Genomic DNA, 21,683 nt, shown 5'->3' on the forward strand with positions numbered 1-21,683 from the left:
CCATGTCGAACTCTCCGCTCAGGACTCAATCAATGGTCCTGCCACAAAGTCTGACGCGCGACAGCGGGAGCGGCATCCGGAACCGCGATGCTCAGCCCCACCCCCATCACGATCATTCCGAACGTGAGGGCTGTGGCGAAGAGGTGCGGGCCGGGCCGCGCGATGGTGGCGAACCAGCCAGGCCGGCCCTCATGCTTGTCCTGCATCATCATCGATACTCATCTCTCTGGGCTGGCTGGTCGACACACGAGGAAGGTGCACTGCTGTCGGCGCGAGAGGCGCTGCACGCTCCGTTGCGAACCTACCCGTTCACATCTCAGTGCTCGATTTTCCACCGCCCAACCGCCCGATGTGGTCCGACCACTCTTCGTAGACTGCCGTCGTGCTCACGATTCCCGAGACCCTGCAGGTACAGGCCGATGCCGCGGTTCACAAGGCCGAGGGAGTGCGCTCCCCCGGCCGCTTCGCCGTCTCCGGCATGCTCGCCGGCGCCTACATCGGCATCGGTGTCGTGCTGATGGTCGCGACCGCCGGGCCGCTCCTGGCCGCGGGAGACGGGCTCGCGAAGCTCGTGTCGGGACTCGTCTTCGGCGTCGCCCTCACACTCGTCGTCTTCGCCGGCGCCGACCTGCTCACGAGCGCGATGATGATCCTCCCCCAGGGGGCGCTCATGGGCGCGGTGGGCTGGTGGCGTGCGATCGGCACGATGCTCGCGACCTTCGTCGCCAACCTCGTCGGTGCTCTCATCTTCGCCGGGCTGATCGTGGCCTCGGGCGTGCTGCACGCCAACGCTCCCGCCGGCAAGATGCTCGCCGACATGCTCGCCGCCAAGGCGGAAGAAGCACCGCTGCAGCTGTTCGTGCGCGGCATCCTCTGCAACGTGCTCGTGTGCCTCGCGATCTGGATGTGCGCGCGCGTGCGCTCCGACGTCGCCAAGATCCTGCTGATCTTCGCCGCGATCCTTGCCTTCATCAGCTCGGGCTTCGAACACGTCGTGGCGAACATGACCACCTACGGCATCGGCCTGTTCAGCGGCGACCCCCACTTCACGTGGGGCCTGTTCGCGAACAACATGCTGTGGGTGGGCCTCGGCAACCTCGTCGGCGGCGGCATCGTCGTCGGACTCGGCTACTGGATCGTGGGCGGTCGCCCGCGCGTCACGGCGCTCACCGACGCCCGCACTCCCGAGACGGTCGAGGCCGCCGGATAGACTGGCCGTTGCGCGGGAGTGGTGAAATCGGCAGACACGCAGGATTTAGGTTCCTGTGCCTTCGGGCGTGTGGGTTCAAGTCCCACCTTCCGCACAGAAGCATGGACGGAGGGGCGCACCGACGCCCGATCAGAGCGCGGTGTAGCCGTAAAGGTCGCTTTGGCGTTCATTGATCCAGATCGGCTCGCCGCCCTCCGGTCGCGGGATCAGAAGCGTCCGCCCATACGACTCGTCCACGACGTGCGCGTCCACTCCCTCCGCGCGCACCCGCGCGGCCAGCTCGTCCACATCACCCTCGTACTCGAACGACACCTGCGCCGCAGGCACATCGCCGGCGTGCACGGCCGCAAGCCCGGCATCCGCCACGAGCTGCACCCACCGGCCGGTGTCGCTGCGCACCTCGGCGCGCAGTCCCAGACGCTCCAGCACGGATGCCGCGGCATCCACATGCGCACTCACCCACAGGCCGAGCGCGCGCAAGCCCTGCGTTCCGTGCCGCTCCCCCGGGGCGAGCTCGAGCACCACGAGCTCGAGCTCGCCGGCGATCGCGACGCCCGATGCGCCGTTGTCCGCAACGAAGCACCGGGCCGCATCACCGAAGGCGTTGGCCGCGGCATCCAGGTCGTCGGACTCGAAGCCCAACGCGGCGAGGCCGTCCAGCGGGTCACCCGGCTCCACGCGGTGCAGCGCGACGCGCCCGTCTCCCGCCGCGTAGACCGACCAGTCCGCCTCCTCCACGAGAGCGACCAGCCCCAGCGCCGCGAACAGGCGCCGGTATCCGGCAACGTCGGAGGTGTACTGCACGGGACGACTGACGATCATGAGAGATCCCCCTTCTGACGGGTCGAGGATGGAGTGTCGAGAGAGGCCTGCAGCACCCGCTCGACGAAGCTGCTGAGGCTCAGCCCTTCATCGATTGCCCGGTGTTTGACCTGCGTGATGAGCGCACGTGGCAAATAGACGTTGAACTGCGCCTTGTCGGCGCGACTGGCGATAGGGTCGAGGGGCATGACAGTATGCTAGCAATCTAGCCACGACCGCTCAACGATCCGCGCCCGGTTTGATCAGCCGATTCACCGCAATCACTCGGGAACCGCCCCGGTAGACTGACCGCGACCGCTCACCTCTCGGAGCGGGCCCCTCCACCGCCGATCTACCGACGGGAAGTCTGTGCACGCTCTCGCCCTCATCCCCTGGCTCGATCCTGCGGCCATCATCCAGAACGCGGGCCCGTGGGCTCTGCTGGTGGTGTGCTTCATCGTCTTCGCCGAGACCGGTCTGCTCATCGGGTTCCTTCTTCCGGGCGACACGCTGCTCGTCATCTCCGGCCTGCTGTCGCACGCCACCGCGACGACGCCGCACGGGATCTTCGGCATCAGCGTCTGGTGGGTGGCGCTGCTGATCGGACTCTCCGCGTTCATCGGCGGCGAAGTGGGCTACTTCATCGGTCACAAGGGCGGACCGGCCGTGTTCGAACGCAAGGAATCGGGTCTGTTCAGCCGCAAGAACGTCGAGCGCACCAACGCGTTCTTCGAGCGCTACGGCGGCCTCACGGTCATCCTGGCCCGCTTCGTTCCGATCGTGCGCACCTTCGCGCCCGTCGCGGCGGGCGTCGGCCACATGCCGTGGCGCAAATATTCGCTCTACAACCTCATCGGCGCGATCCTCTGGGGCTTCGGCCTGACGATGTTCGGTTACCTCATCGGGTTCATCCCGCCGGTGGCCACGTTCGTCGAGAACTACATCGACCTCATCCTGCTCGCCGTCGTCGGCGGCACCGCCCTCGTCACGATCTGGCACTATTTCTCCGAGCGCCGCAGCGTGAAGAAGGAGAAGGCGGCCGGGCTCACCCCCGAGACCGTCGAGCCGCTCGAGGACGACGCGCCCGCCGTCTGACTCAGGACGCTTTGGTGGCCTTGCCCTTCTTGGGCGAGGCCACCTTCTCTTTCTCCGCCCGCGCCGCTCGGCTGCGCTCCACGCTGGCCTTGAGGGCCGCCATCAGATCGATGACCTCACCGCCGGCATCCTTCTCGCCCTTCTCACCGAAGGTCTCGGACGTGTCAAGGGCGTCACCCTTCTCGAGCTTGGCGTCGATGAGGGTGCGGAGCTCCTGCTGATACTCGTCGACGAACTGGGCGGGATCGAAGTCGGCCGAGAAGCTCTCCACGAGGGATGCCGACAGCTCCAACTCCTTGTCGGAGATCTTGACCGGCTCATCGAGGGCGGCGAATGAGGCTTGCCGCACCTCGTCGGCCCACAACAGGGTCTGCAGCACCAGCACGTCGCCGCGGACCCTCAGAGCAGCCAGTCTCGTCTTCTGGCGCAGCGAGAAGCGCGCGACGGCTGTCCGATCGGTCCGCTCCAGGGTCTTGCGCAGCAGCACGTACGCTTTGGGCGACGACGAGTCGGGCTCGAGATAGTACGGCCGGTCGAGCGTCGGCAGATCGATCTGGTCGCTGGGGACGAACTCGACCACCTCGATCTCGCGGCTGCGCTCTGACGGCAGTGCGGCGAGGTCCTCCGCCGTGAGCACCACGGTGCGCTCGCCGTCGTCGTATGCCTTGTCGATGTCGGCGTAGGGCACGACCTCGCCGTCGAGCTCGCAGATGCGCTGATACCGGATGCGCCCGCCGTCGGCCGCGTGCACCTGGTGCAGCGGCACGTCGTGGTCCTCGATCGCCGAGTACACCTTCACCGGCACGTTGACGAGGCCGAACGTCAACGCGCCCTTCCAGATCGCTCTCATGGGGCCATCCAACCGGCTCGCGGCGGCCGACGCCAGGGGCTGGACGCTAGCCTGGCGCCATGGCACAGTCAGCGCAGGTGGTCGACGTCGGCGGGCGTCGCCTGCGTCTGAGCAACCTCGACAAAGTGCTCTATCCTGCCACCGGCACCACCAAGGCCGAGGTGATCGACTACTACTCGCGCATCGCTCCCGTGATGCTGCCGCACCTGGCCGGCAGGCCGGTGACGCGGCTGCGCTGGCCGGAGGGCACGGGCGAGGCGCCCTTCTTCGCGAAAGACCTCGAAGCCGGCGCGCCCGATTGGATGCCGCGACACCCGATCGACCATTCCGGCGGAGCGAAGGACTACCCTCTGGTCGCCGACGTCGCCGGACTCGTCTACCTCGCGCAGGTCGCGAGCCTCGAACTCCACACGCCGCAGTGGCGCTTCGACCACGGCGGGCGCAGATACCCCGACCGCCTCGTGCTCGACCTCGACCCGGGCCCCGGCGTCGGGCTCGCCGAATGCGCGGAGGTGGCACGACGGGCCCGCGGCATCCTGTCGGACATGGGCATGGAGCCGTCGCCGGTGACGAGCGGATCCAAGGGTATTCACCTGTATGCCTCGCTGGACACGACTCGATCCAGCGACGAGATCTCGGCGTTCGCCCGCGAACTGGCACGCGCCCTGGAAGCGGACGATCCCGATCTCGTCGTCAGCGCGATGAGCAAGGCCGCCCGTCCCGGCAAGGTGTTCGTCGACTGGTCGCAGAACAACGCGGCGAAGACCACCATCGCCCCGTATTCGCTCCGCGGGCGCGCCCAACCGACCGTCGCGGCTCCGCGCACCTGGGCCGAGCTCGACGACCCCGAGTTGCGCCATCTCGTCCTGGACGAGGTGCTCGCGCGCGTCGCGGTCGACGGCGACCTGCTCGCCCCCCTCGCCCCCGCCGCCCCCGATCCGCTCGCCGCGTACGTGGCCAAGCGCACCCCCTCCGCCACGCCCGAACCCTTCCCGCCGAGCCGCCATTCTTCCGCCGAGCCGCCACGTTCTGACGCGCCGAATCATGGCGGCTCGGCGCGAACTTGGCGGTTCGTGATACAGGAGCACCACGCGTCGCGGCTGCATTGGGACCTCAGGCTCGAGCGCGACGGCGTGCTCGTGAGCTGGGCGGTGCCTCGCGGCATCCCCGATTCTCCCGACCGCAACCACCTGGCGGTGATGACCGAACCGCACCCGATCGAGTACCTGACGTTCGCCGGCGAGATTCCCGCAGGCGAGTACGGGGCGGGTGCCATGACCGTGTGGGATTCCGGCACCTTCACCGTGGAGAAATGGCGGGATGACGAGGTCATCGCGACCCTCACCGGCCGTCCCGGCGGACCGCTCGGACGCGTGCGCCTCGCCCTGATCCGCACGTCGGGCGCCGACGAGAAGTCGCAGTGGCTGCTGCACCGCACGAAGCCGGCGGGGAAGGACGCGGCGACGGGCGCCGTGGCCGCTGCCCGCGCCGGTCAGCGCATGCCGTCTCGCTCGTCTCGCGACAGCGCGGCGCCGATGCTCGCCGTGTCGTCGACACCCGCGCTGGCCACCTCCGCGGCCCGACGCTGGGGCGGCCTCCCGTGGGTCGAGTTCAAGTGGGACGGCATCCGGGCCGTCGCGACATGGGATGGCGAGCGGATGCGGCTGCGTGCACGCAGCGGCGTCGACATCACCGAGCGCTATCCCGAGCTCACCGCCGCAGACCTCGGGCTCGGCGCGCTGCCCGCCGTGTTCGACGGCGAGATCGTCGCGCTCGATGCCGCCGGGCACCCGAGCTTCACGCGACTGCAGTCGCGGATGCATCTGGCCGGCGCCCGCGACATCGCCCGCGAAGCCACCGCCACGCCCGTGCACTACTTCGTCTTCGACCTGCTGCGCATCGGCGACGACGACATCGCAGAGCGACCCCTCCGCGAAAGACGAGAACTGCTCGAGTCGGTGACCGCAGACGCCGCATCGCCGCTCGTCGTGCCGCCCGTCACCGATGACATCGCCGACGCGTTGACGGCTGCCGCCGACCTGCGGTTGGAAGGTGTCGTCGTGAAGGATCCGCAGTCGCCATATCGACGCGGCATCCGCTCCGAACGATGGCTCAAGGTCAAGCTGACGGCGACGCAGGAGGTCGTGATCGGCGGCATTCGTCCCGGAAAGGGCGAACGACGCGGCGGCATCGGATCGTTGCTGCTCGGCATCCCGGATGCCGGGGGCCTGCGCTATGTCGGCCGCGTGGGCTCGGGGTTCACCGACCGCGAGCTCGCCCGCCTGGAGAGCCGGCTGCAGCCGCTGCGCACCGACGCCAACCCCTTCGTGGGTGTCCCTGCGGCCGACGCCACGGACGCTCTCTGGCTACACCCGGAGCTGGTCGGCGAGGTCGAGTTCGCGGAGTTCACTCCGAACGGCACACTCCGTCACGCCCGGTGGCGAGGGCTCCGCACCGACAAGCAGCCGATGGACGTTCGTCGCGAGCAGTAACCTCCACGCCGGCGCGCTGGTCGGCGCAGACGGGTCCGCGGCGAAGACAGCGACGGCGGTGCCGTCCCACTCAAACTGAATCACCGTGCCGACGGGGAAGGCTGCCGTCAGTTCTTCCGGGCTGCCGCGGTCGACGTGGATGGACACCGCCGGGTGAAAGGGGCTCGCGCTGCACGCGCTGTTGCCGATCTGGGAGCCCGCGACGTCCGGCACGTCTTGGAGCACGGTGACGCACTCCCCCTCGAAACCACGGTTCTCGCCGGAGGACACGACGATGAGCAGACCAACGAAGCTGTAGGTGGTGCCCCGGTCGCCGTTGCGCGCCCACGGCAGCACCATCGGCACGTCCGCCGTCGGCTGGTCCAGGCTCGCGACCTGACGGGCACCGGTGACCGCCGACACCGGTCGCAGCGACGCCAGTGCGAACACGAGCGCGCCCACGACGATCGCGACGACCACGATCGACGCAGCCCACCCGATGAGCAGCGCACGGCCGATCGGCGGAGGGGTCGGCGACGAGCGATAGTGCTGCCCGGCCCCGTGCGGCTCAGCAACGCCGACAGCGGCCGCGTCCCCGGCGGGCGCAGGCGTCTCCGGCACGGCACTCTCCGGTCGCGGCACCGGCGGTCCGAACAGGCGCTCGGCCTCCGCCATCCGTGCCGACTGCTCGGCGGCAAAACCGCGGTCCTGACGCTGCTCGAGTTCGCGAAGCCGCGCGAGCGCCGCCGGGTCGTCGTCGATGTCGGCATCCGGCCCGTACGCGCGTCGGCGCAGCGTCGCGAACTCCTCGCGTGTGGCGGCATCCATGCTCTGCATCGTGACACATCGACGACGCGATGCGTCGCTGGCAGCCGTTGCGCGTGTCAGACGTGCGCCTCGTGCTCCCGATGACCGGCGGGCTCGAACTGGAAGGTCGAGTGCTCCACGTCGAAGTGTCGGGACAGGCACCCCTGCAGACGGGACAGCAGCGCGCCCGTTCCCGGCGATCCCCCGGCGAGCAGATCGTCGCTGACGACGACGTGCGCGGTGAAGACCGGAGCACCCCGGGTGAGCTGCCACACGTGCACGTCGTGCACGTCGACGACGCCGTCCTCGCCGAGGATGTGATCGCGGATCTCCGCGACCTCGGTCCCCCGCGGCGCGCGCTCGCCCAGCACCGAGAACACCTCGCGCAGCAGTCCGATCGCGCGTGGCAGGATCATCACCGCGATGAGCAGCGACGCCAGCGCGTCGGCCGGCATCCATCCCGTCGTCCAGATGACGACGGCGGCGACGATCACCAGCGCCGAGCCGATGAGATCTCCGAGCACCTCGATGTACGCGCCGCGCACGTTGATGCTGCGGCGCTGCGCGGCGCTGAGAAGGTACATCGACACGGCGTTGGCGACGAGGCCGACGGCGGCGATGAGCAGCATCAGCGCTCCGGCCACCTCGACCTCCGACGGAGCGAGCAGTCGCTGCACCGCCTCGACGGCGATCCACACCATCAGCGCGATCAGGATCACCGCGTTGACCAGCGCGCCGAACACCTCGGCGCGCTGGTAGCCGTAGGTGTTGCGGTCGTTCGCAGGACGCGCGGCCACGGTCGAGGCGATCAGTGCGACCACGAGTGCGGACGAGTCCGTGAACATGTGCGCCGCGTCGGCCAGCAAAGCGAGCGACCCGGTCAGGAGGGCGCCGACGACCTGCACCAGCATGACGGTTGCGGTGAGACAGAGCGAGATCGTGAGCAGGCGGCGATTGCTCGCGCCACGGATGCCGGTCGGTGCGTGATCGTGCATAGGAACGAGGCTAGGCCGCGCTCAGCCTTCACGCGGCAGCTTTCGCCTAGTCGGGAATGAAAGCGGTTATCGCTCCAGCGTGCTCAGCAGCGGAGCCAGCGCGACGAAGGCGCGAGCCCGGTGCGATGCGGCGTTCTTCTCCGCCGGCGACAGGTCAGCGGCCGATCGCCCGCCCTGGTCGTCGGGCAGGAAGATCGGGTCGTAGCCGAACCCGCCCGTACCCGACGGAGCGGTCGCGAGTCTTCCCGGCCAGACGCCTTCCACCGTTTCCTCACGGAAGACACCGCCTGGCCCCGGAACGACCAGAGCGATGGTCGAGACGAACTGAGCGGTGCGATGCGGGTCGGCGATGTCGGAGAGCTGATCGAGCAACAGCTCCCGGTTGGCCCGCGCGTCCTTGCGGTGCCCGGCCCAGTACGCGGAGAACACACCGGGGGCACCGCCGAGCACGTCCACGCACACGCCGGAGTCGTCCGCGAGCGCCGGCAACCCGGTGTGCGCCGCGGCGGCTCGCGCCTTGATGAGGGCGTTCGCCGCGAAGGTCACGCCGTCCTCGACGGGCTCGGGGCCGTCATAACCGATCACCTCGAGGTCGGGGCGCACGCGCGCGACGATCGCACCGAACTCCTCCACCTTGTGCGGATTGTGGGTCGCCAGCACGATGCGGCGGACGCCGTCGCCCGCCGCGGAGGAGTTCGCAACACCGATCACGACGCGAGCACCTCGATCTGCGCGTCGCGCAGATCGGCGCAACCCGCCACGCCCAGTTCGAGCAGAGCATCGAGTTCGCGCTTGTCGAAGGGCGCACCTTCCGCCGTCCCCTGCACCTCGACGAACAGGCCGTGCCCGGTGACCACGACGTTCATGTCCGTCTCGGCGCGCACGTCTTCGACGTAGGCGAGGTCGAGCATGGGCTCGCCGTCGATGATGCCCACCGACACCGCCGCGACCGAGTCGAGCAGCACCTTGGCGTTCTTGCCGACCAGCCCCTTGGCCCGCCCCCACTCGATCGCGTCGGCGAGGGCGACGTAGGCGCCCGTGATGGCGGCGGTGCGGGTGCCGCCATCGGCCTGCAGCACGTCGCAGTCGATGACGATCGTGTTCTCGCCCAGCGCCTTGGTGTCGACGACGGCGCGCAGCGCGCGCCCGATCAGGCGCGAGATCTCGTGGGTGCGTCCGCCGATCTTGCCCTTGACGGCTTCCCGGTCGTTGCGTGAGTTCGTCGCACGCGGCAGCATCGCGTACTCCGCGGTCACCCACCCCTTGCCCTTGCCGGTGAGCCATCGCGGCACACCGCCGGTGAAGGATGCCGTGCACAGCACCTTCGTGCCGCCGAAGGAGATCAGCGCCGAGCCTTCGGCGTGCGCGGACCAGCCGCGTTCGATGGTGACGGGACGCAGCTGATCGGGGGTGCGGCCGTCGGCGCGGGTGGTGGAATCAGTCATGGGGTCCCCTTCCAGGGGTGCGGGAGGTCGATGGCGCCGGTCTGCACCAGGCGCACGCTGGACACGCCGCGGCCCATCAGCCGATCGGCGAGACGGATGAAGTCGTCGGCGGAGTCGCCGGTCGCTTCGTAGACATGGGTGGCCACGGCATCCGGCCCGGCCAGCAGGTCACGCGAGACGAGCTGGCGGTAGACGTCCTTGGCGGTCTCGGTGTCGCTCGAGACGAGCGAGACGTCCGGCCCCATCACGTAGCTGATGGCGCCCTCCAGGAAGGGGTAGTGCGTGCAGCCGAGCACCAGGGTGTCCACTCCGGCGTGGCGCAGCGGCGCGAGGTACTCCTCGGCGACGGTGAGCACTTCCGCTGACCCGGTCACACCCGCCTCGACGAACTCGACGAACCGCGGGCACGCCTGTGTGAACACCGACAGATCCTCGTTGACGCCGAGCATGTCCTGGTAGACGCCCGAGCCGATCGTGCCGACCGTGCCGATGACGCCCACACGGCGGTTGCGCGTGGTGGAGATCGCCGTCCGCACCGCCGGCCCGATCACCTCGACGACGGGCACGTCGTAGCGCTCCCGCGCGTCGCGCAGCACCGCCGCGGATGCCGTGTTGCAGGCGATCACCAGCATCTTCACGCCCTGATCCAGGAGGGTGTCGAGCACCTCGAGGCTGTAGCGGCGGACATCCGCGATCGGCTTGGGGCCGTAGGGCGAATGCGCGGTGTCGCCGATGTACAGCACCGACTCGCGCGGCAGCAACTGCGAGACCGCGCGCGCCACCGTGAGTCCACCCACACCGGAGTCGAAGATCCCGATCGGTGCGTCATTCACGGTTCTCCACCCTACCCGCCGCTGCACTGACGGCGACGTCACCAGCGCCGTCGCTAGAGTGACGGCATGACCCGCGCCGAGGCCCCGTCGTCCGCCCTCCTCACCGATCGCTACGAGCTGACCATGATCGATGCGGCCCTGCGGGACGGGACAGCGGCCCGCCGCTGCGTGTTCGAGCTGTTCGGACGGCGCCTGCCGGGAGCGCGCCGCTTCGGCGTGGTCGCCGGCACCGGACGGCTGTTGCAGGAGTTGCGGGCGTTCCGGTTCGGGGACGACGAGCTGCGCTACCTCCGCGACAACCGCGTCGTCGGAGCCGAGACCCTGCGCTATCTGGAGAACTACCGTTTCACCGGGAGCATCCGCGGCTACCGCGAAGGCGAGCTGTACTTTCCGGGATCGCCGGTACTCACCGTCGAGGGCTCCTTCGCCGAGGCGGTCGTGCTCGAGACGCTGGCCCTCAGCATCCTCAACCACGACTCCGCGGTGGCCAACGCCGCCGCACGCATGAGCATCGCCGCCGGGGACCGTCCCCTCGCCGAGATGGGCTCCCGCCGCGCCGGAGAGCGTTCCGCCGTCGCGGCCGCGCGCGCCGCTTACATCGCCGGGTTCGGTGCGACGAGCAACCTGCAGGCAGGGCGGGAGTGGGGCATCCCGACGATGGGAACCGCCGCCCACGCGTGGACTCTGCTGCACGACAGCGAAGAGGACGCCTTCCGCAGCCAGATCGCGGCACACGGCACCGACACGACGCTGCTCATCGACACCTACGACATCCGCCGCGGCGTCGAGACCGCGATTCGCGTCGCCGGCACGGGCCTGGGCGGGGTGCGCATCGACTCCGGCGACCTGCCCACCGTCGCCGCGGAGGTGCGCGCGCAGCTGGACGAGCTCGGCGCGACCGGAACGCGCATCACGGTGACGAGCGACCTCGACGAGTTCGCCCTCGCAGCGCTCGCGGCATCCCCTGTCGATGCTTACGGCGTCGGGACGTCGGTGGTGACCGGTTCCGGCGCGCCGACGGCAGGGATGGTCTACAAACTCGTCGCTCGGCAGGATGCCGCGGGTGGTTGGGTCGCAGTGGCCAAGACCTCGACCGACAAGGGGTCCAAGGGCGGCCGCAAGGCCGCGTTCCGCACCCTGTCCCGCGGTACCGCGACGAGCGAGCTCATCGCCGTCTCCGACGGGTTCGAGCAGATGCAGACGACCGCGGATCATCCCGAGGCGCGCGCCCTGCAGGTGGCGCTCGTCGAAGCCGGTGAGCCCGACCCCGCATTCGAGGGGGCCGAGGGCGTCGCTCGCGCGAGGGAGCATCACGCGCTCGTTCGCGAAGAGCTTCCCGTCACAGGGCTCGCACTGAGCCGGTCCGACCCGGCTTTGCCCACGGTCTACATCGACGCGTGAGCGGGACGGGTCAGCTCATGAGCGACTCGTAGATCTCCTTGCACGTGGGGCACACCGGAAACTTCTCCGGGTCGCGACCGGGAGTCCACTTCTTGCCGCACAGCGCGCGTACCGGCTTGCCCGTGAGCGCGGACTCGAGGATCTTGTCCTTCTTCACGTAGTGCGAGAACCGCTCGTGGTCGCCGGGCTCGATGTTCTCCTCGCGCAGAAGCTCTTCGAGCTCGCGATCAAGGGTGGCGACGCCGCCGTCACCGGGTGCGTCGGGGCTGTCGAGGGGGCTCATGGTGACCGATTCTATCGGCGGTCGGGCGCCCCCGGGACGGTTCGTTCACAGAGGGTCACGTCGACTCGGCGAACTCCATCAGACGCTCGCCCGTGCGGTCGAACACGGCCCCGCCGGCGAAGATCCCGATCAAAAGCGCCACCGCGCCGATCCCCGCACCGCCCCACAGCGCGGTCCACGCCCAGCTCTCGTCCACCGACAACGCGAGCCAGGCCCACCACAACGCCGGAACGCTGAGGAGCACCGCACCGAACATGACCACCGCCTGCGAGAGTCCACCGCCGGTGCGCTGCGGCTGCTGGAACGGGCTGTCGCCGGGTCGGGAGACGGCGTAGGGAGCGATGACAGAGGTGAGGGAGGACAATCCGAGCCCGGCCAGGAACAGGCTGGCGCATACGCCCGCCATCGCCGGGAGCATCGCCCAACGCCCGTGCAGGGAGATCGTCACCGGCACGGCCACCGCCAGCAGGACCGCGCCGACGACCGTGATCGGCACGAGACGTCCGGCCCGATCGGCCGCGCCGCGCACAGCGCCCGCGATGTGCATCCACAAGGCCGTGGAGTCGTAGGCGAGGTCGTTGTGCGGCAACCAGCCCAAGAAGAGCGCGATCAGCGGTGCCGGCAGCAGCACCACGAACTCGGACGGCACGCCGACCAGCAGAAGCGGGACGATCGTCAGGGCTGCCGCGATCGGCACGATGATCATGTTGACCAGATATCGCGGATCGCGGAACCAGTAGATGATGCTGCGCGCAGCGATACCGCCGGCAGCCGTCCCGCCGGTCAGATCGAACCAGCCGAGCCCGCGTCGCTGACGTGCGGCCCCCGGGCGCTCCGTCGTCGTCATCAGCCGGTCGACGAGCCAGAACCACAGCGCCGCAAGCACCGCGACCGACAGGACCGCGATCACGGCGGGGGCAGCGGCGCCGCCGCTCAGCGCGCGTTCGGGAAGCGCCCACGCTGCGCCCAGAGGCGTGAGCGCGAGCAGGTCGACGGCCGCGACCAGAGCGGACGGTACGCCGTCGGTCCACTGCAGGGATGCGAGGAAGACCACAACAGGAACGACGACCACGATCAGGGCGATGAGGAACACCCCCGTCAGCTCTCTGGAGCGATGATCGCGCACCATGCTCGCGAGGGCCAGGCCGATCTTCGCGAGCAGCAGGCATGTGAGCACGCCGAGGACGGCGGAGACGATGCACACCCACGCCGCAGCGCCACGATCGGCCCACAGCGCACTCAACGCCACCGCGACGACGATCAGGGCGAGCGCCGGCACACTGATCATGCTCGCCAGCAGCGTCGCTCCGGCCGTCGCGCGAGGCGACGCTCCGACGACGGAGAATCGCCGCGGGTCGAGCTGATCGTCCACGCCCCCCACCAGGGCCGTGACGAAGAATCCGAGGGTGAGAGCGGATGCCGCGACCATCGTCACCGCGAATGCCGCGTCCTCCGATGACGAGCGCAGCCGCCATGCGGCGACGCACACGGCGCCCACGACGAGCGCGACCACAGCGACACCCACGAGTGTGCGCACGATCTGGCGTCGGTCTGCGCGCAGGGCGCCGACGAGGAGGTCGAGCCTCAGTCGGAGAACGTGTGCAACCACTCGAGCCCCTCCGCGTCGCTGATGCCGCCGGACAGCTCGATGAAGCGCTGCTCGAGGGTGAGCTCCCCTCGCACCTCGTCGACGGTCCCCTCGGCGAGCACGCGGCCTCCGACGATCACTGCAAGTCCGGAGCAGACGCGCTCCACGAGCTCCATCCCGTGACTGGAGAGCACCACCGTGCCGCCGTGCGCGACGTAGGCGGACAGGATGTCGAGGACGACCGCGGACGAGACCGGGTCGACCGACTCGAACGGTTCGTCCAGCACCAGAACGCGCGGCGAGTGGATCATCGCGCCGGCGAGCATGATCTTCTTCGTCATGCCGGCGGAATAGTCCGACACCGGTCGGGACAGGGCATCGGTGAGATCGAACGCCCGCGCCAGCTCGGCCGTGCGACTCTCCACGACCGCCGACCGCAGCCCTCGCAGCACGCCGTAATAGTGGAGCAGCTGTCGACCGGTCAGCCGGTCGAAGGTGCGCAGCCGATCGGGGAGGATGCCCATCTTCTGCTTCGCCTGACGCGGCGCGGATGCCAGGTCGACACCTGCGATGCGAATCTCGCCGCTGTCGGGGCGGAGCAGACCCGCGATCATCGACAGCGTCGTCGTCTTGCCCGCCCCGTTGGGCCCCACGATCCCGTAGAACGTACCGGCGGCGATCCGGAGGTCGATCGCGTCGACCGCGACGGTCGCGCCGAATGTCTTCGTGACCCCGCTCAGACGCACCGCTTCGATCTGCACGTTCGCGCCGGCGTCGTCGACGGACTCATCGGTGTCCGCCGTCGAGGCCGGTCCCGTCACCGCCAGCATCTCCGCGAGCGCGGATACCGCCTCGTCCGGGTCGGGAACGTCGTCCGCGACGGATTCGACCTCGAGGGCACCCTCGGGCGCGACCTGAGCGTCGTCCGCAACGGTCTGATCGGGCTCGATCACGGGCTCGGCCTCTGCCTCGGGCTCAGCCTCGATCACGACCTCGGGCTCGACCTCGGCCTCTGCCTCTGCCTCTGCCTCGGGCTCGACCTCACCCTCAGCGGTGGCCTCCGGCAGCGCCGGTTCGAGGTCGGGACTCTCCGAGATCTCGGCTCCCGCGTCGATGGACGACGGCGGTGGCGGCGGGGCCGCCTCGAATCGTGCGGCAGCCACCTCCGGCGGCACGTCGGGGGGCGGCGGGAGCGTGGCCTTGGGCTTGCGTGGCCGCGGTACGCGCGGGGCACCGCGCTGTGCCGCGGGACGACGCGGTCGGGGCGCCGCAGGCGCCGCCGCCGGTTCGTCCTCGCGGCGATCGAGCTGAGCTGCCGCCTCGGCAGCGGGCACCGACGGCAGCGGCGGCAGATCGTGCACGCCGTCGTCTTCCGCGGGGGTCGGATGGGGGGCGCTCACCCGTCAAACCTAGCAAGCCGGTTCGACGATCGCCCCGATCGTCCACACCCGCACGTCAACGCTCAGCCGCTCTCCAGGGGCCGTCCATAGGATCGTGCCGACATGGTCCAGATCCCCCGCATCCATTCGCTCCCCGATGACGCGCCGTGGGCCGGAGGCCTGCCGCCGGAAGGGTCCTCCGAGCACCCTCGGACCATCCGTGCCCTGGACCGGGTTCTTCAGGTGCAGCGCCCCGCCGTCATCGCGCACCTGCGCAGCATCCGCCTGCGCCACCCCGAGGCAGCGACCAGCGACATCGTGCGGATGCTCGAACGCCGCTACCTGGCGGCCGTGACCACCGGCGGCGCAGCCGTGGGGGCCACCGCCGTGGTGCCCGGCATCGGCACCGGCATGACCCTCGCGCTGTCCGGCGTCGAGACGGTGGGCTTCCTCGAAGCGACCGCGCTGTTCGCGCAGTCGTTGGCGGAGCTGCACGGCATCCGCGTCGAGAACCCCGACCGGGCGCGCGCCCTCGTGCTGACGCTCATGCTCGGCAAGGAGGGTGTCGATCTCGTCGCGCAGTTCGGGCGACAGCTCGCCGGGACGGGGACGCCCCGCCCCACGTACTGGGGCGAACTGATCACGAAGTCGCTGCCTCGCGCCGCCGTGGGCCCTCTCGTGGACAGGCTGAAGTCGGCCTTCATCCGCCAGTTCGCCGCCAAGGGCGGCGCATCCGTCATCGGCAAGGCTCTCCCCTTCGGTATCGGTGCCGCCGTGGGCGGCACCGGCAATCACCTGCTCGGGCGACGCGTCGCGGTCGGATCCCGGCGCGCCTTCGGAGGAGCGCCGCCGCAGTACCCCGCCGAACTCGAGCCACGGCCGGGCGCGACACGTCTCGAGAGCACCGCGTTCGGCTTCGTCCGGCGCACCGGCAGCACTATCGGCGACCGCGGGCGATCGGCCGTGACGGCCGTCGCCGGTCTCGTTCCGCGGCGCGGCGCGCGCACGTCCGGTCGGCCCCTCACACCGGATGACGGGGACCGCGAACCCGGGTGATCCCGCGCGGCGAGCGCTCGTCGCAGCCGCATCGCGCACAATGGGCGCATGGGTATCTTCCAGAGTCGGCCCGAGGATCCGTCCGAGTGGGGCGGGCTGCCCGCAGACCCGCGGGAACAGCCGCAGCCGGCAGAAGTGCTGCCGCCGCCGTTCGACGATCTCGGTGTGTTCGGCGCTGCTGGCGTCGCGATCTCGGTTCCGCTCGAGACCTTTCTCACGACGTCATCGCCCTCGACGGAGGCCGACCGCGACGGCAACGATCAGACCGGCGACCTCGACAGCCCGTGACCACCCTGACTAGCCTCGACGCATGCAGACGACGCTGGGGCACCTGGCTGTGTGGATGCCGCAGCAGCGGTGGTACTCGCCGACCGGACGCTCACCCCGCCTGCGGATTCTCGACGAACGCGAGCTGACGACCGGCGACCCGGATGCGGCCGTTCAGGTCCTGATCGTCGCCGACGGCGACGACGAGAACGCCATCGTCTATCAGGTTCCGCTCGTGACCCGTCCCGCCGATGTCACGGAGCCGTGGACGATCGCGGTCCACGAGGGTCGTGCGTTGATCGACGGACCGCACGATCACGCATTCGCCTCGGCGTTGCTCGCCGAACTGGGTCGCAGCGATCTGGACGGTCCGTCGCAGGTGCTGGTCGGCGAGCAGTCGAACACCTCGATCATCTACCGTCCACGCGACGCCGCGCCGACGATCTGCAAGGTGTTCCGCCGCCTGCATCCGGGCATCAACCCGGACATCGAACTCCAGTCCGCCCTCGCAGCCGCCGGCAGCCGCCACGTTCCCCCCGTCGTGGGCCATCTCGACGGCCGCTGGACGATGGCGCCGGGCGGCGGTTCAGAGCGGGGATCGCTGGCATTCGCGCAGGAGTTCCTGCCCGACGTCGATGACGCCTGGCGGGTGGCGCTGGCCGCGGCGGCCGTCAACACCGACTTCACCGCCGAAGCCGCCTCCCTCGGTCAGGTCACCGCCGCGGTCCATCGAGATCTCGCCCGCCTGTTCCCCACCCCGCGCGCGGACGGGGTCGCCCGGCGCGCCATCAGCGCGGCGTGGCGGCGACGACGTGCCATCGCGGCGGTGGAAGTGCCTGCGCTCGCCGCCCACGCGGCGGCAATCGACCGGATCTACGCCGCCGCCGAGGCCTCCTCCTGGCCCGCCCTGCAGCGAGTGCATGGCGACTACCACCTCGGCCAGGTCCTGCATTCGCCGACGCGGGGCTGGATGCTGCTCGACTTCGAGGGGGAACCGATGCGACCGATCGCCGAGCGACGCGCACCGGATCTCGCCTTGCGCGACATCGCCGGCATGCTGCGCTCGTTCGACTACGTCGCGGGATCGCTGCGACTGCAGCGCGCGCCCCAGCAGCACGACGGCGCTGTCGACGGGGCCGCCGACGCCTGGGCCCGCTCGGCACGTACCGCCTTTCTCGACGGATACTCCGACACCGGAGGCGCGACCGCCCAGATCCTGCTCAACGCACTCGAACTCGACAAAGCGGTCTACGAGGCCATCTACGAGGCCAGGCATCGGCCCGCCTGGCTCGCGATCCCGCTCTCGGCGATCGAGCGTCTGCTCGCAGACTGACTCCACTCCGCTCTCGCGCGACGACGAAGGCCACCGTGAGAGGAACTCGCACGGTGGCCTTCGGTGGCGCCCGGCTGCCGCGGGCGGGGAGCGACGCTACTGCTGGAGCTGGCCGAGCGTGACCTCGGCGGAACTCGTCTTTCCTCCGCGGTCGTAGACGATCGTCGCCTTCGATCCCGCAGCGAGCGCCCGCACCTGCGCCGTCAGGTCGGTGGCATCGGTGATCGGCACTCCGTTGAACGACGTCACGACGTCGCCCTTCTTCAGACCCGCCGCAGCAGCGGCACCGCCCGAAGTCACGTCCGCGATGTAGGCTCCGGCGGTCGTGGCGCCCTCCTGGGTGGCGGCGTCACGGACACCTGCCCCCAGCAGACCATGCGTGGCGGTGCCGTTCTTGATCAGATCGTCGGTGATGCGCTTGACGATGTCGGACTCGATCGAGAAGCCCACACCGATCGACCCGGACTGACCGCTGGACCTCGAGCCGCCAGCAGAGGCGATGGCGACATTGATGCCGATCAGCTTGCCTTCGCCGTCGACGAGCGCGCCACCGGAGTTGCCGGGGTTGATCGCGGCATCCGTCTGGATCACGGCGATGGAGATGGAGCTCTGCGCGGTCGACTGCTGTTGCCCCTGGCCGAAGTCGAATTGGAACGGCGAGCCGTTGCCGTCACCCTGCTGGGGGGTCTGATCCTGCGAGTCACCCTTCGGCGCGGCCGACGAGGCGATCTGGATCGAGCGGTTGAGAGCGCTGACGATCCCCGTGGTCACCGTGTTCGACAGGCCCAACGGAGCTCCGACGGCGACCGTCGCGTCGCCGACGTTGAGCTTGGACGAGTCGCCGAACTCGATCGGAGTCAGCCCCGATGCATCAGTGAGCTTGATCACCGCGAGGTCGTAGGTCGGGTCGGTGCCGACGATGGTCGCCGCGTACACCTTGCCGTTCGATGCGGTGACCGACAGCTTCGCGTCGGCGGTCTGACCGTCGAGCGTCACGACATGCGTGTTCGTCACGACGTAGCCGTCGGAGGTGAGAACCACCCCGGACCCGGTGCCGCCCGAAGAGCCCGCGGTCGCCGAGATCGTGACCACGCTCGGGACGACCTTCGCGGCGATCGCCGTCGTCTGATTGACCGAGGCCGTGTTGTTCACCGTCACCGTCGAGGGTGCTCCGCTGACCACGGTCTGCGACTGCGGGAAGAACGACGCCCCCGCCGCGGCTCCCCCGATTCCGGCCGCACCGCCGACGAGCGCCGCCGCGACCATGATGCCGACGATCTTGCCCGCGCCGAGCTTCGCCGACGGCGCGTGCTCCGTTGCGTTCGTCGCAGCCGGGTAGACGGCCGTGGCCTGAGTGCCGAACGCCGAGGTACCGAAGGCCGGGCTGCCGTACGACGGGGCCGGGTAGGACGCGTGGGGCGCCTGCGGGCGCGGCGTATGAGCCGTCGGTGGGGTCGGGGCCGTGTACGGCGCCTGCGCGGCGTAGCCGGTGCCCGGCTCCGGCGTACCGGCGGGCGCGGAGGCCGCGGCGCCTGCCGGCGAATTCTGAGCCGCGTGCGTGGCCGACTGCTCGGGCAGCGGCGGACGCTCCGGCGCGGTCTCACGCTGCTGCGCGGCATCGATGCCCTGCGCGGCGTCATCCTGCGGTTCGCTGTTGGTGGGGGTGTTCTCGCTCATGTGTGCTTCCTTCTTCCCAAGACCTGACCAGGATGTCGCGCGATTCTGTGTGTTGCTTATGCCCGCACCTCGCCCAGCCTATGCATGTAGCCTGAGCGCGATGCGAGAGATTCCCGGCACGTGGCGCCGCACGGCACAGGGCGCGGGACTACTGTCCGCATCGGGAGTCGCCGCCCCGACGATCTTCGCGGAGATGAGTGCGCTGGCCGCACAATCGGGGGCGATCAACCTCGGCCAGGGTTTCCCCGACGAGGACGGCCCCGCCGTGGTTCTGGAGGCGGCCCGCGCGGCCATCGCGAACGGACGCAATCAATACGCGCCTGGTCGCGGCGTCCCCGCCCTGCTCCAAGCGATCGCCGCGCATCAGGCGCGCTTCTACGGGCTCACCGTTGATCCCGACCGCGAGGTCGTGACGACCGCGGGAGCGACCGAGGCGCTGGCCGCCACATTGCTGGCGCTGATCGATTCCCCTGCGGACGAGGTCGTCGTCTTCGAGCCCTACTACGACGCGTACGCGGCCATCGTGGCGCTGACCGGCGCGCGACTGGTCACCGTGCCGCTGCGATGGCCCGACTTCCAGCCCGACCTCGACCTCCTTGCGGCCGCCGTGACCGACCGCACGCGGATCATCCTGGTGAACGATCCACACAATCCGACCGGCGCCGTCTTCTCCGCGGACGTGCGCGCCGAGATCGTCCGGCTGGCAGAGCATCACGACGCTCTCATCGTCACGGACGAGGTGTACGAACACCTCGTCTTCGACGGCGCCCATGTTCCGATCGCGACAGATCCCGCAGCCGCAGAGCGCACCCTGTCGATCTCCTCCGCGGGCAAGACGTTCTCTACCACGGGATGGAAGATCGGGTGGATCACCGGTCCCGCCGACCTGATCGACGCCGTCCTGGCGGTCAAGCAGTTCCTCACCTACGTCAGTACGACGCCGTTCCAGGACGCCGTCGCCGTCGGGCTCGGGCTTCCCGACGCCGTGTTCGCCGGTATCGCGGCCACGCTGCGGGCAAAACGCGACCGACTCGCCGAAGGGCTGAACGCCGCTGGGTTCACGGTGTCGACGCCAGCCGGTTCGTACTTCACGGTGGCGGATGCCGCGGCGCTGATGGAACCGGGAATCGACGCGGCCCAGTTCTGCCGCGAGCTGCCGGCACGCGCGGGTGTCGTGGCAATTCCGCTCACGGCGTTCGTCGCTCCCGAACACCGCCCCGACTATGCCACGCTGGTGCGCTTCGCTGCCTGCAAACGGATGGACGTCATCGCCGAGGCAAGCCGCCGACTGGCGCTGATCAGCGCGGCTCGACCCTGAACCGCCGCAACTGCAGCGCCGGGTTGACGCGCCGGACACGGTCGATGGTGCCGGCATCCGCAAAACCGACCGCGACATCCGTCGCCGTTCCGATCCCGGCGATCTCGACGCCCTGAGGGTCCACGACCACCGAAGCGCCCACGCCCAGCGGCGGCGGGTGATCGGCGCCGGCGACATACAGGGTGTTCTCAATGGCACGCGCGTGCAGAAGCGTCCGCCAGTGGTGCTCCTTCAGCGGTCCCCTGACCCACTCCGCAGCCACCAGGATCACGTGGGCGCCCGCGTCGGCGAGCACGCGCCCCACCTCCGGAAAGCGCAGGTCGTAGCAGGTCATGAGCGCCATCGTCAGACCGCCCACGTCGAAGGTCTCGGGAGCGCTGACAGGTGCCGGTTCGACCCAATCGGACTCTCGCTGTCCGAATGCGTCGTAGAGGTGAAGCTTGCGCGAGACGGCCCGCACTCCCGCAGCGTCCACGGCAACCACCGTGTTTCGCACGCGGTCGGCCGCGCCGCGTTCGACGAGGCCTGCGACCACCACGACACCGCGATGTGCCGCGATCTCCGTCAGCCCTGCGACGAATGCTCCGTCCAGGTCCTCCGCGTTGGCAGCGAGCGTCGCATCGAACGGATCGACGAAGTAGCTCGCGTACTCGGGGAAGAGCACCACCGCGGCGCCACGAGCGGCGGCCACGCCGCTCAGCTCGTCGATGACGCGGAGGTTGTCGGCTTTGTCCGCCGTGGGCGCGAACTGGGCGACGGCGACACCCACGGCATCCGTTCTCATCGGTGGTGTCCTCTCGGAGGGCGGCCGGGCGTTCGTCCCATCCTCCCCGACCACCGCGTCGGGAGCAATGACCGGCCGTACCCGCCCGTG

The 21,683-nt window shown here is 69.8% G+C and carries 21 protein-coding genes and 1 tRNA gene; 9 read left to right on the forward strand and 13 right to left on the reverse strand.

The window, feature by feature from the left end; all coding sequences use genetic code 11:
- Window positions 1-29 precede the first annotated feature (29 nt).
- Window positions 30-212, reverse strand: a complete 183-nt coding sequence (locus AS96_RS08580) for a hypothetical protein (protein ID WP_036288422.1) — start codon at window positions 210-212, stop codon at window positions 30-32.
- Between the two features lie 170 nt (window positions 213-382).
- Between AS96_RS08580 and AS96_RS08585 the strand changes: the two genes are divergently transcribed.
- Window positions 383-1,210, forward strand: a complete 828-nt coding sequence (locus AS96_RS08585; RefSeq protein WP_036288425.1) for a formate/nitrite transporter family protein — start codon at window positions 383-385, stop codon at window positions 1,208-1,210.
- Window positions 1,211-1,222: 12 nt separating this feature from the next.
- Window positions 1,223-1,304 (forward strand) — tRNA-Leu (locus AS96_RS08590).
- A gap of 35 nt (window positions 1,305-1,339) precedes the next feature.
- Here AS96_RS08590 and AS96_RS08595 read toward each other — a convergent pair.
- Together AS96_RS08595 and AS96_RS08600 are read right to left on the reverse strand one after the other, a co-directional pair.
- A complete protein-coding gene (locus AS96_RS08595; RefSeq protein WP_036288428.1) occupies window positions 1,340-2,032 on the reverse strand; it encodes a hypothetical protein in 693 nt (230 codons plus the stop codon).
- Complete coding sequence (locus AS96_RS08600) at window positions 2,029-2,220, reverse strand: Arc family DNA-binding protein (RefSeq protein ID WP_036288430.1); 192 nt, start codon at window positions 2,218-2,220, stop codon at window positions 2,029-2,031. Before AS96_RS08600 ends, AS96_RS08595 begins: the two co-directional genes overlap by 4 nt.
- Window positions 2,221-2,380: 160 nt before the next feature.
- Here AS96_RS08600 and AS96_RS08605 point away from each other — a divergent pair, with 160 nt between their 5' ends.
- On the forward strand, window positions 2,381-3,106 hold the full coding sequence (locus AS96_RS08605; protein ID WP_036288433.1) for a DedA family protein: 726 nt from the start codon (window positions 2,381-2,383) through the stop codon (window positions 3,104-3,106).
- A 1-nt stretch (window position 3,107) separates the two neighbouring features.
- On the opposite strand, the gene ku is transcribed toward AS96_RS08605, so the two are convergent.
- A complete protein-coding gene (gene ku, locus AS96_RS08610; RefSeq protein WP_036288436.1) occupies window positions 3,108-3,956 on the reverse strand; it encodes a non-homologous end joining protein Ku in 849 nt (282 codons plus the stop codon).
- Window positions 3,957-4,015: 59 nt separating this feature from the next.
- Between ku and AS96_RS08615 the strand changes: the two genes are divergently transcribed.
- Window positions 4,016-6,448, forward strand: coding sequence for an ATP-dependent DNA ligase (locus tag AS96_RS08615; RefSeq protein ID WP_036288439.1), 2,433 nt, complete (start codon window positions 4,016-4,018; stop codon window positions 6,446-6,448).
- Between the two features lie 863 nt (window positions 6,449-7,311).
- Here the strand turns inward: AS96_RS08615 and AS96_RS08625 are convergent.
- From AS96_RS08625 to murI, 4 genes are all read right to left on the reverse strand, one after another.
- The gene (locus AS96_RS08625; RefSeq protein ID WP_036288442.1) at window positions 7,312-8,229 is read right to left on the reverse strand and encodes a cation diffusion facilitator family transporter; all 918 of its coding nucleotides are present in this window, start codon (window positions 8,227-8,229) and stop codon (window positions 7,312-7,314) included.
- Window positions 8,230-8,295: 66 nt separating this feature from the next.
- Entirely contained in the window at window positions 8,296-8,940 is a 645-nt protein-coding gene (rdgB, locus tag AS96_RS08630; RefSeq protein ID WP_051498810.1) for an RdgB/HAM1 family non-canonical purine NTP pyrophosphatase, read from the reverse strand.
- Window positions 8,937-9,674, reverse strand: coding sequence for a ribonuclease PH (rph, locus tag AS96_RS08635; protein ID WP_036288445.1), 738 nt, complete (start codon window positions 9,672-9,674; stop codon window positions 8,937-8,939). The genes rdgB and rph overlap by 4 nt, the downstream gene beginning before the upstream one ends.
- Window positions 9,671-10,507 (reverse strand): glutamate racemase, encoded by an 837-nt coding sequence (gene murI, locus AS96_RS08640; RefSeq protein WP_036288448.1) that lies wholly within the window; start codon window positions 10,505-10,507, stop codon window positions 9,671-9,673. Before murI ends, rph begins: the two co-directional genes overlap by 4 nt.
- Before the next feature lie 66 nt (window positions 10,508-10,573).
- On the opposite strand from murI, the gene AS96_RS08645 reads away from it, so the two are divergent.
- Window positions 10,574-11,908 (forward strand): nicotinate phosphoribosyltransferase, encoded by a 1,335-nt coding sequence (locus AS96_RS08645; protein WP_036288451.1) that lies wholly within the window; start codon window positions 10,574-10,576, stop codon window positions 11,906-11,908.
- Between the two features lie 10 nt (window positions 11,909-11,918).
- On the opposite strand, the gene AS96_RS08650 is transcribed toward AS96_RS08645, so the two are convergent.
- Genes AS96_RS08650 through AS96_RS08660 form a run of 3 tightly spaced genes read right to left on the reverse strand, consistent with a single transcriptional unit; the run spans window position 11,919 to window position 15,179 of the window.
- Window positions 11,919-12,191: a DUF3039 domain-containing protein gene (locus tag AS96_RS08650; protein ID WP_005055043.1), complete on the reverse strand. Its 273-nt coding sequence runs from the start codon at window positions 12,189-12,191 to the stop codon at window positions 11,919-11,921.
- 55 nt (window positions 12,192-12,246) lie between these two features.
- On the reverse strand, window positions 12,247-13,800 hold the full coding sequence (locus AS96_RS08655) for a hypothetical protein (RefSeq protein WP_036288454.1): 1,554 nt from the start codon (window positions 13,798-13,800) through the stop codon (window positions 12,247-12,249).
- Window positions 13,776-15,179 (reverse strand): ABC transporter ATP-binding protein, encoded by a 1,404-nt coding sequence (locus tag AS96_RS08660; protein ID WP_036288457.1) that lies wholly within the window; start codon window positions 15,177-15,179, stop codon window positions 13,776-13,778. The genes AS96_RS08655 and AS96_RS08660 overlap by 25 nt, the downstream gene beginning before the upstream one ends.
- A gap of 102 nt (window positions 15,180-15,281) precedes the next feature.
- Here AS96_RS08660 and AS96_RS08665 point away from each other — a divergent pair, with 102 nt between their 5' ends.
- From AS96_RS08665 to AS96_RS08675, 3 genes are read left to right on the forward strand one after another with little or no spacing between them, the layout of a single operon-like run.
- The gene (locus tag AS96_RS08665) at window positions 15,282-16,214 is read left to right on the forward strand and encodes a hypothetical protein (RefSeq protein WP_051498811.1); all 933 of its coding nucleotides are present in this window, start codon (window positions 15,282-15,284) and stop codon (window positions 16,212-16,214) included.
- 48 nt (window positions 16,215-16,262) lie between these two features.
- Window positions 16,263-16,502 (forward strand): hypothetical protein, encoded by a 240-nt coding sequence (locus AS96_RS08670; protein ID WP_051498812.1) that lies wholly within the window; start codon window positions 16,263-16,265, stop codon window positions 16,500-16,502.
- A gap of 22 nt (window positions 16,503-16,524) precedes the next feature.
- Entirely contained in the window at window positions 16,525-17,814 is a 1,290-nt protein-coding gene (locus AS96_RS08675) for a maltokinase N-terminal cap-like domain-containing protein (protein WP_036288459.1), read from the forward strand.
- Between the two features lie 96 nt (window positions 17,815-17,910).
- Here AS96_RS08675 and AS96_RS08680 read toward each other — a convergent pair whose 3' ends face one another.
- The gene (locus AS96_RS08680) at window positions 17,911-19,491 is read right to left on the reverse strand and encodes a trypsin-like peptidase domain-containing protein (RefSeq protein WP_036288462.1); all 1,581 of its coding nucleotides are present in this window, start codon (window positions 19,489-19,491) and stop codon (window positions 17,911-17,913) included.
- 100 nt (window positions 19,492-19,591) lie between these two features.
- Here AS96_RS08680 and AS96_RS08685 point away from each other — a divergent pair, with 100 nt between their 5' ends.
- A complete protein-coding gene (locus AS96_RS08685; protein WP_036288465.1) occupies window positions 19,592-20,809 on the forward strand; it encodes an aminotransferase class I/II-fold pyridoxal phosphate-dependent enzyme in 1,218 nt (405 codons plus the stop codon).
- Here AS96_RS08685 and AS96_RS08690 read toward each other — a convergent pair.
- A complete protein-coding gene (locus AS96_RS08690) occupies window positions 20,790-21,593 on the reverse strand; it encodes a carbon-nitrogen hydrolase family protein (protein WP_036288467.1) in 804 nt (267 codons plus the stop codon). The genes AS96_RS08685 and AS96_RS08690 overlap by 20 nt on opposite strands.
- Window positions 21,594-21,683 lie beyond the last annotated feature (90 nt).

Source organism: Microbacterium sp. MRS-1, assembly GCF_000585455.1.
Lineage (GTDB): Bacteria > Actinomycetota > Actinomycetes > Actinomycetales > Microbacteriaceae > Microbacterium > Microbacterium laevaniformans.

Excerpts from the sequence above, each read along its gene's own strand:
- AS96_RS08580 (WP_036288422.1), bottom strand. The coding sequence starts at position 212 with ATGATGATGCAGGACAAGCATGAGGGCCGGCCTGGCTGGTTCGCCACC.
- AS96_RS08595 (WP_036288428.1), bottom strand. The coding sequence starts at position 2,032 with ATGATCGTCAGTCGTCCCGTGCAGTACACCTCCGACGTTGCCGGATAC.
- AS96_RS08600 (WP_036288430.1), bottom strand. The coding sequence starts at position 2,220 with ATGCCCCTCGACCCTATCGCCAGTCGCGCCGACAAGGCGCAGTTCAAC.
- ku (WP_036288436.1), bottom strand. The coding sequence starts at position 3,956 with ATGAGAGCGATCTGGAAGGGCGCGTTGACGTTCGGCCTCGTCAACGTG.
- AS96_RS08615 (WP_036288439.1), top strand. The coding sequence starts at position 4,016 with ATGGCACAGTCAGCGCAGGTGGTCGACGTCGGCGGGCGTCGCCTGCGT.
- AS96_RS08625 (WP_036288442.1), bottom strand. The coding sequence starts at position 8,229 with ATGCACGATCACGCACCGACCGGCATCCGTGGCGCGAGCAATCGCCGC.
- rph (WP_036288445.1), bottom strand. The coding sequence starts at position 9,674 with ATGACTGATTCCACCACCCGCGCCGACGGCCGCACCCCCGATCAGCTG.
- AS96_RS08645 (WP_036288451.1), top strand. The coding sequence starts at position 10,574 with ATGACCCGCGCCGAGGCCCCGTCGTCCGCCCTCCTCACCGATCGCTAC.
- AS96_RS08650 (WP_005055043.1), bottom strand. The coding sequence starts at position 12,191 with ATGAGCCCCCTCGACAGCCCCGACGCACCCGGTGACGGCGGCGTCGCC.
- AS96_RS08665 (WP_051498811.1), top strand. The coding sequence starts at position 15,282 with ATGGTCCAGATCCCCCGCATCCATTCGCTCCCCGATGACGCGCCGTGG.
- AS96_RS08670 (WP_051498812.1), top strand. The coding sequence starts at position 16,263 with ATGGGTATCTTCCAGAGTCGGCCCGAGGATCCGTCCGAGTGGGGCGGG.
- AS96_RS08675 (WP_036288459.1), top strand. The coding sequence starts at position 16,525 with ATGCAGACGACGCTGGGGCACCTGGCTGTGTGGATGCCGCAGCAGCGG.
- AS96_RS08680 (WP_036288462.1), bottom strand. The coding sequence starts at position 19,491 with ATGAGCGAGAACACCCCCACCAACAGCGAACCGCAGGATGACGCCGCG.
- AS96_RS08685 (WP_036288465.1), top strand. The coding sequence starts at position 19,592 with ATGCGAGAGATTCCCGGCACGTGGCGCCGCACGGCACAGGGCGCGGGA.
- AS96_RS08690 (WP_036288467.1), bottom strand. The coding sequence starts at position 21,593 with ATGAGAACGGATGCCGTGGGTGTCGCCGTCGCCCAGTTCGCGCCCACG.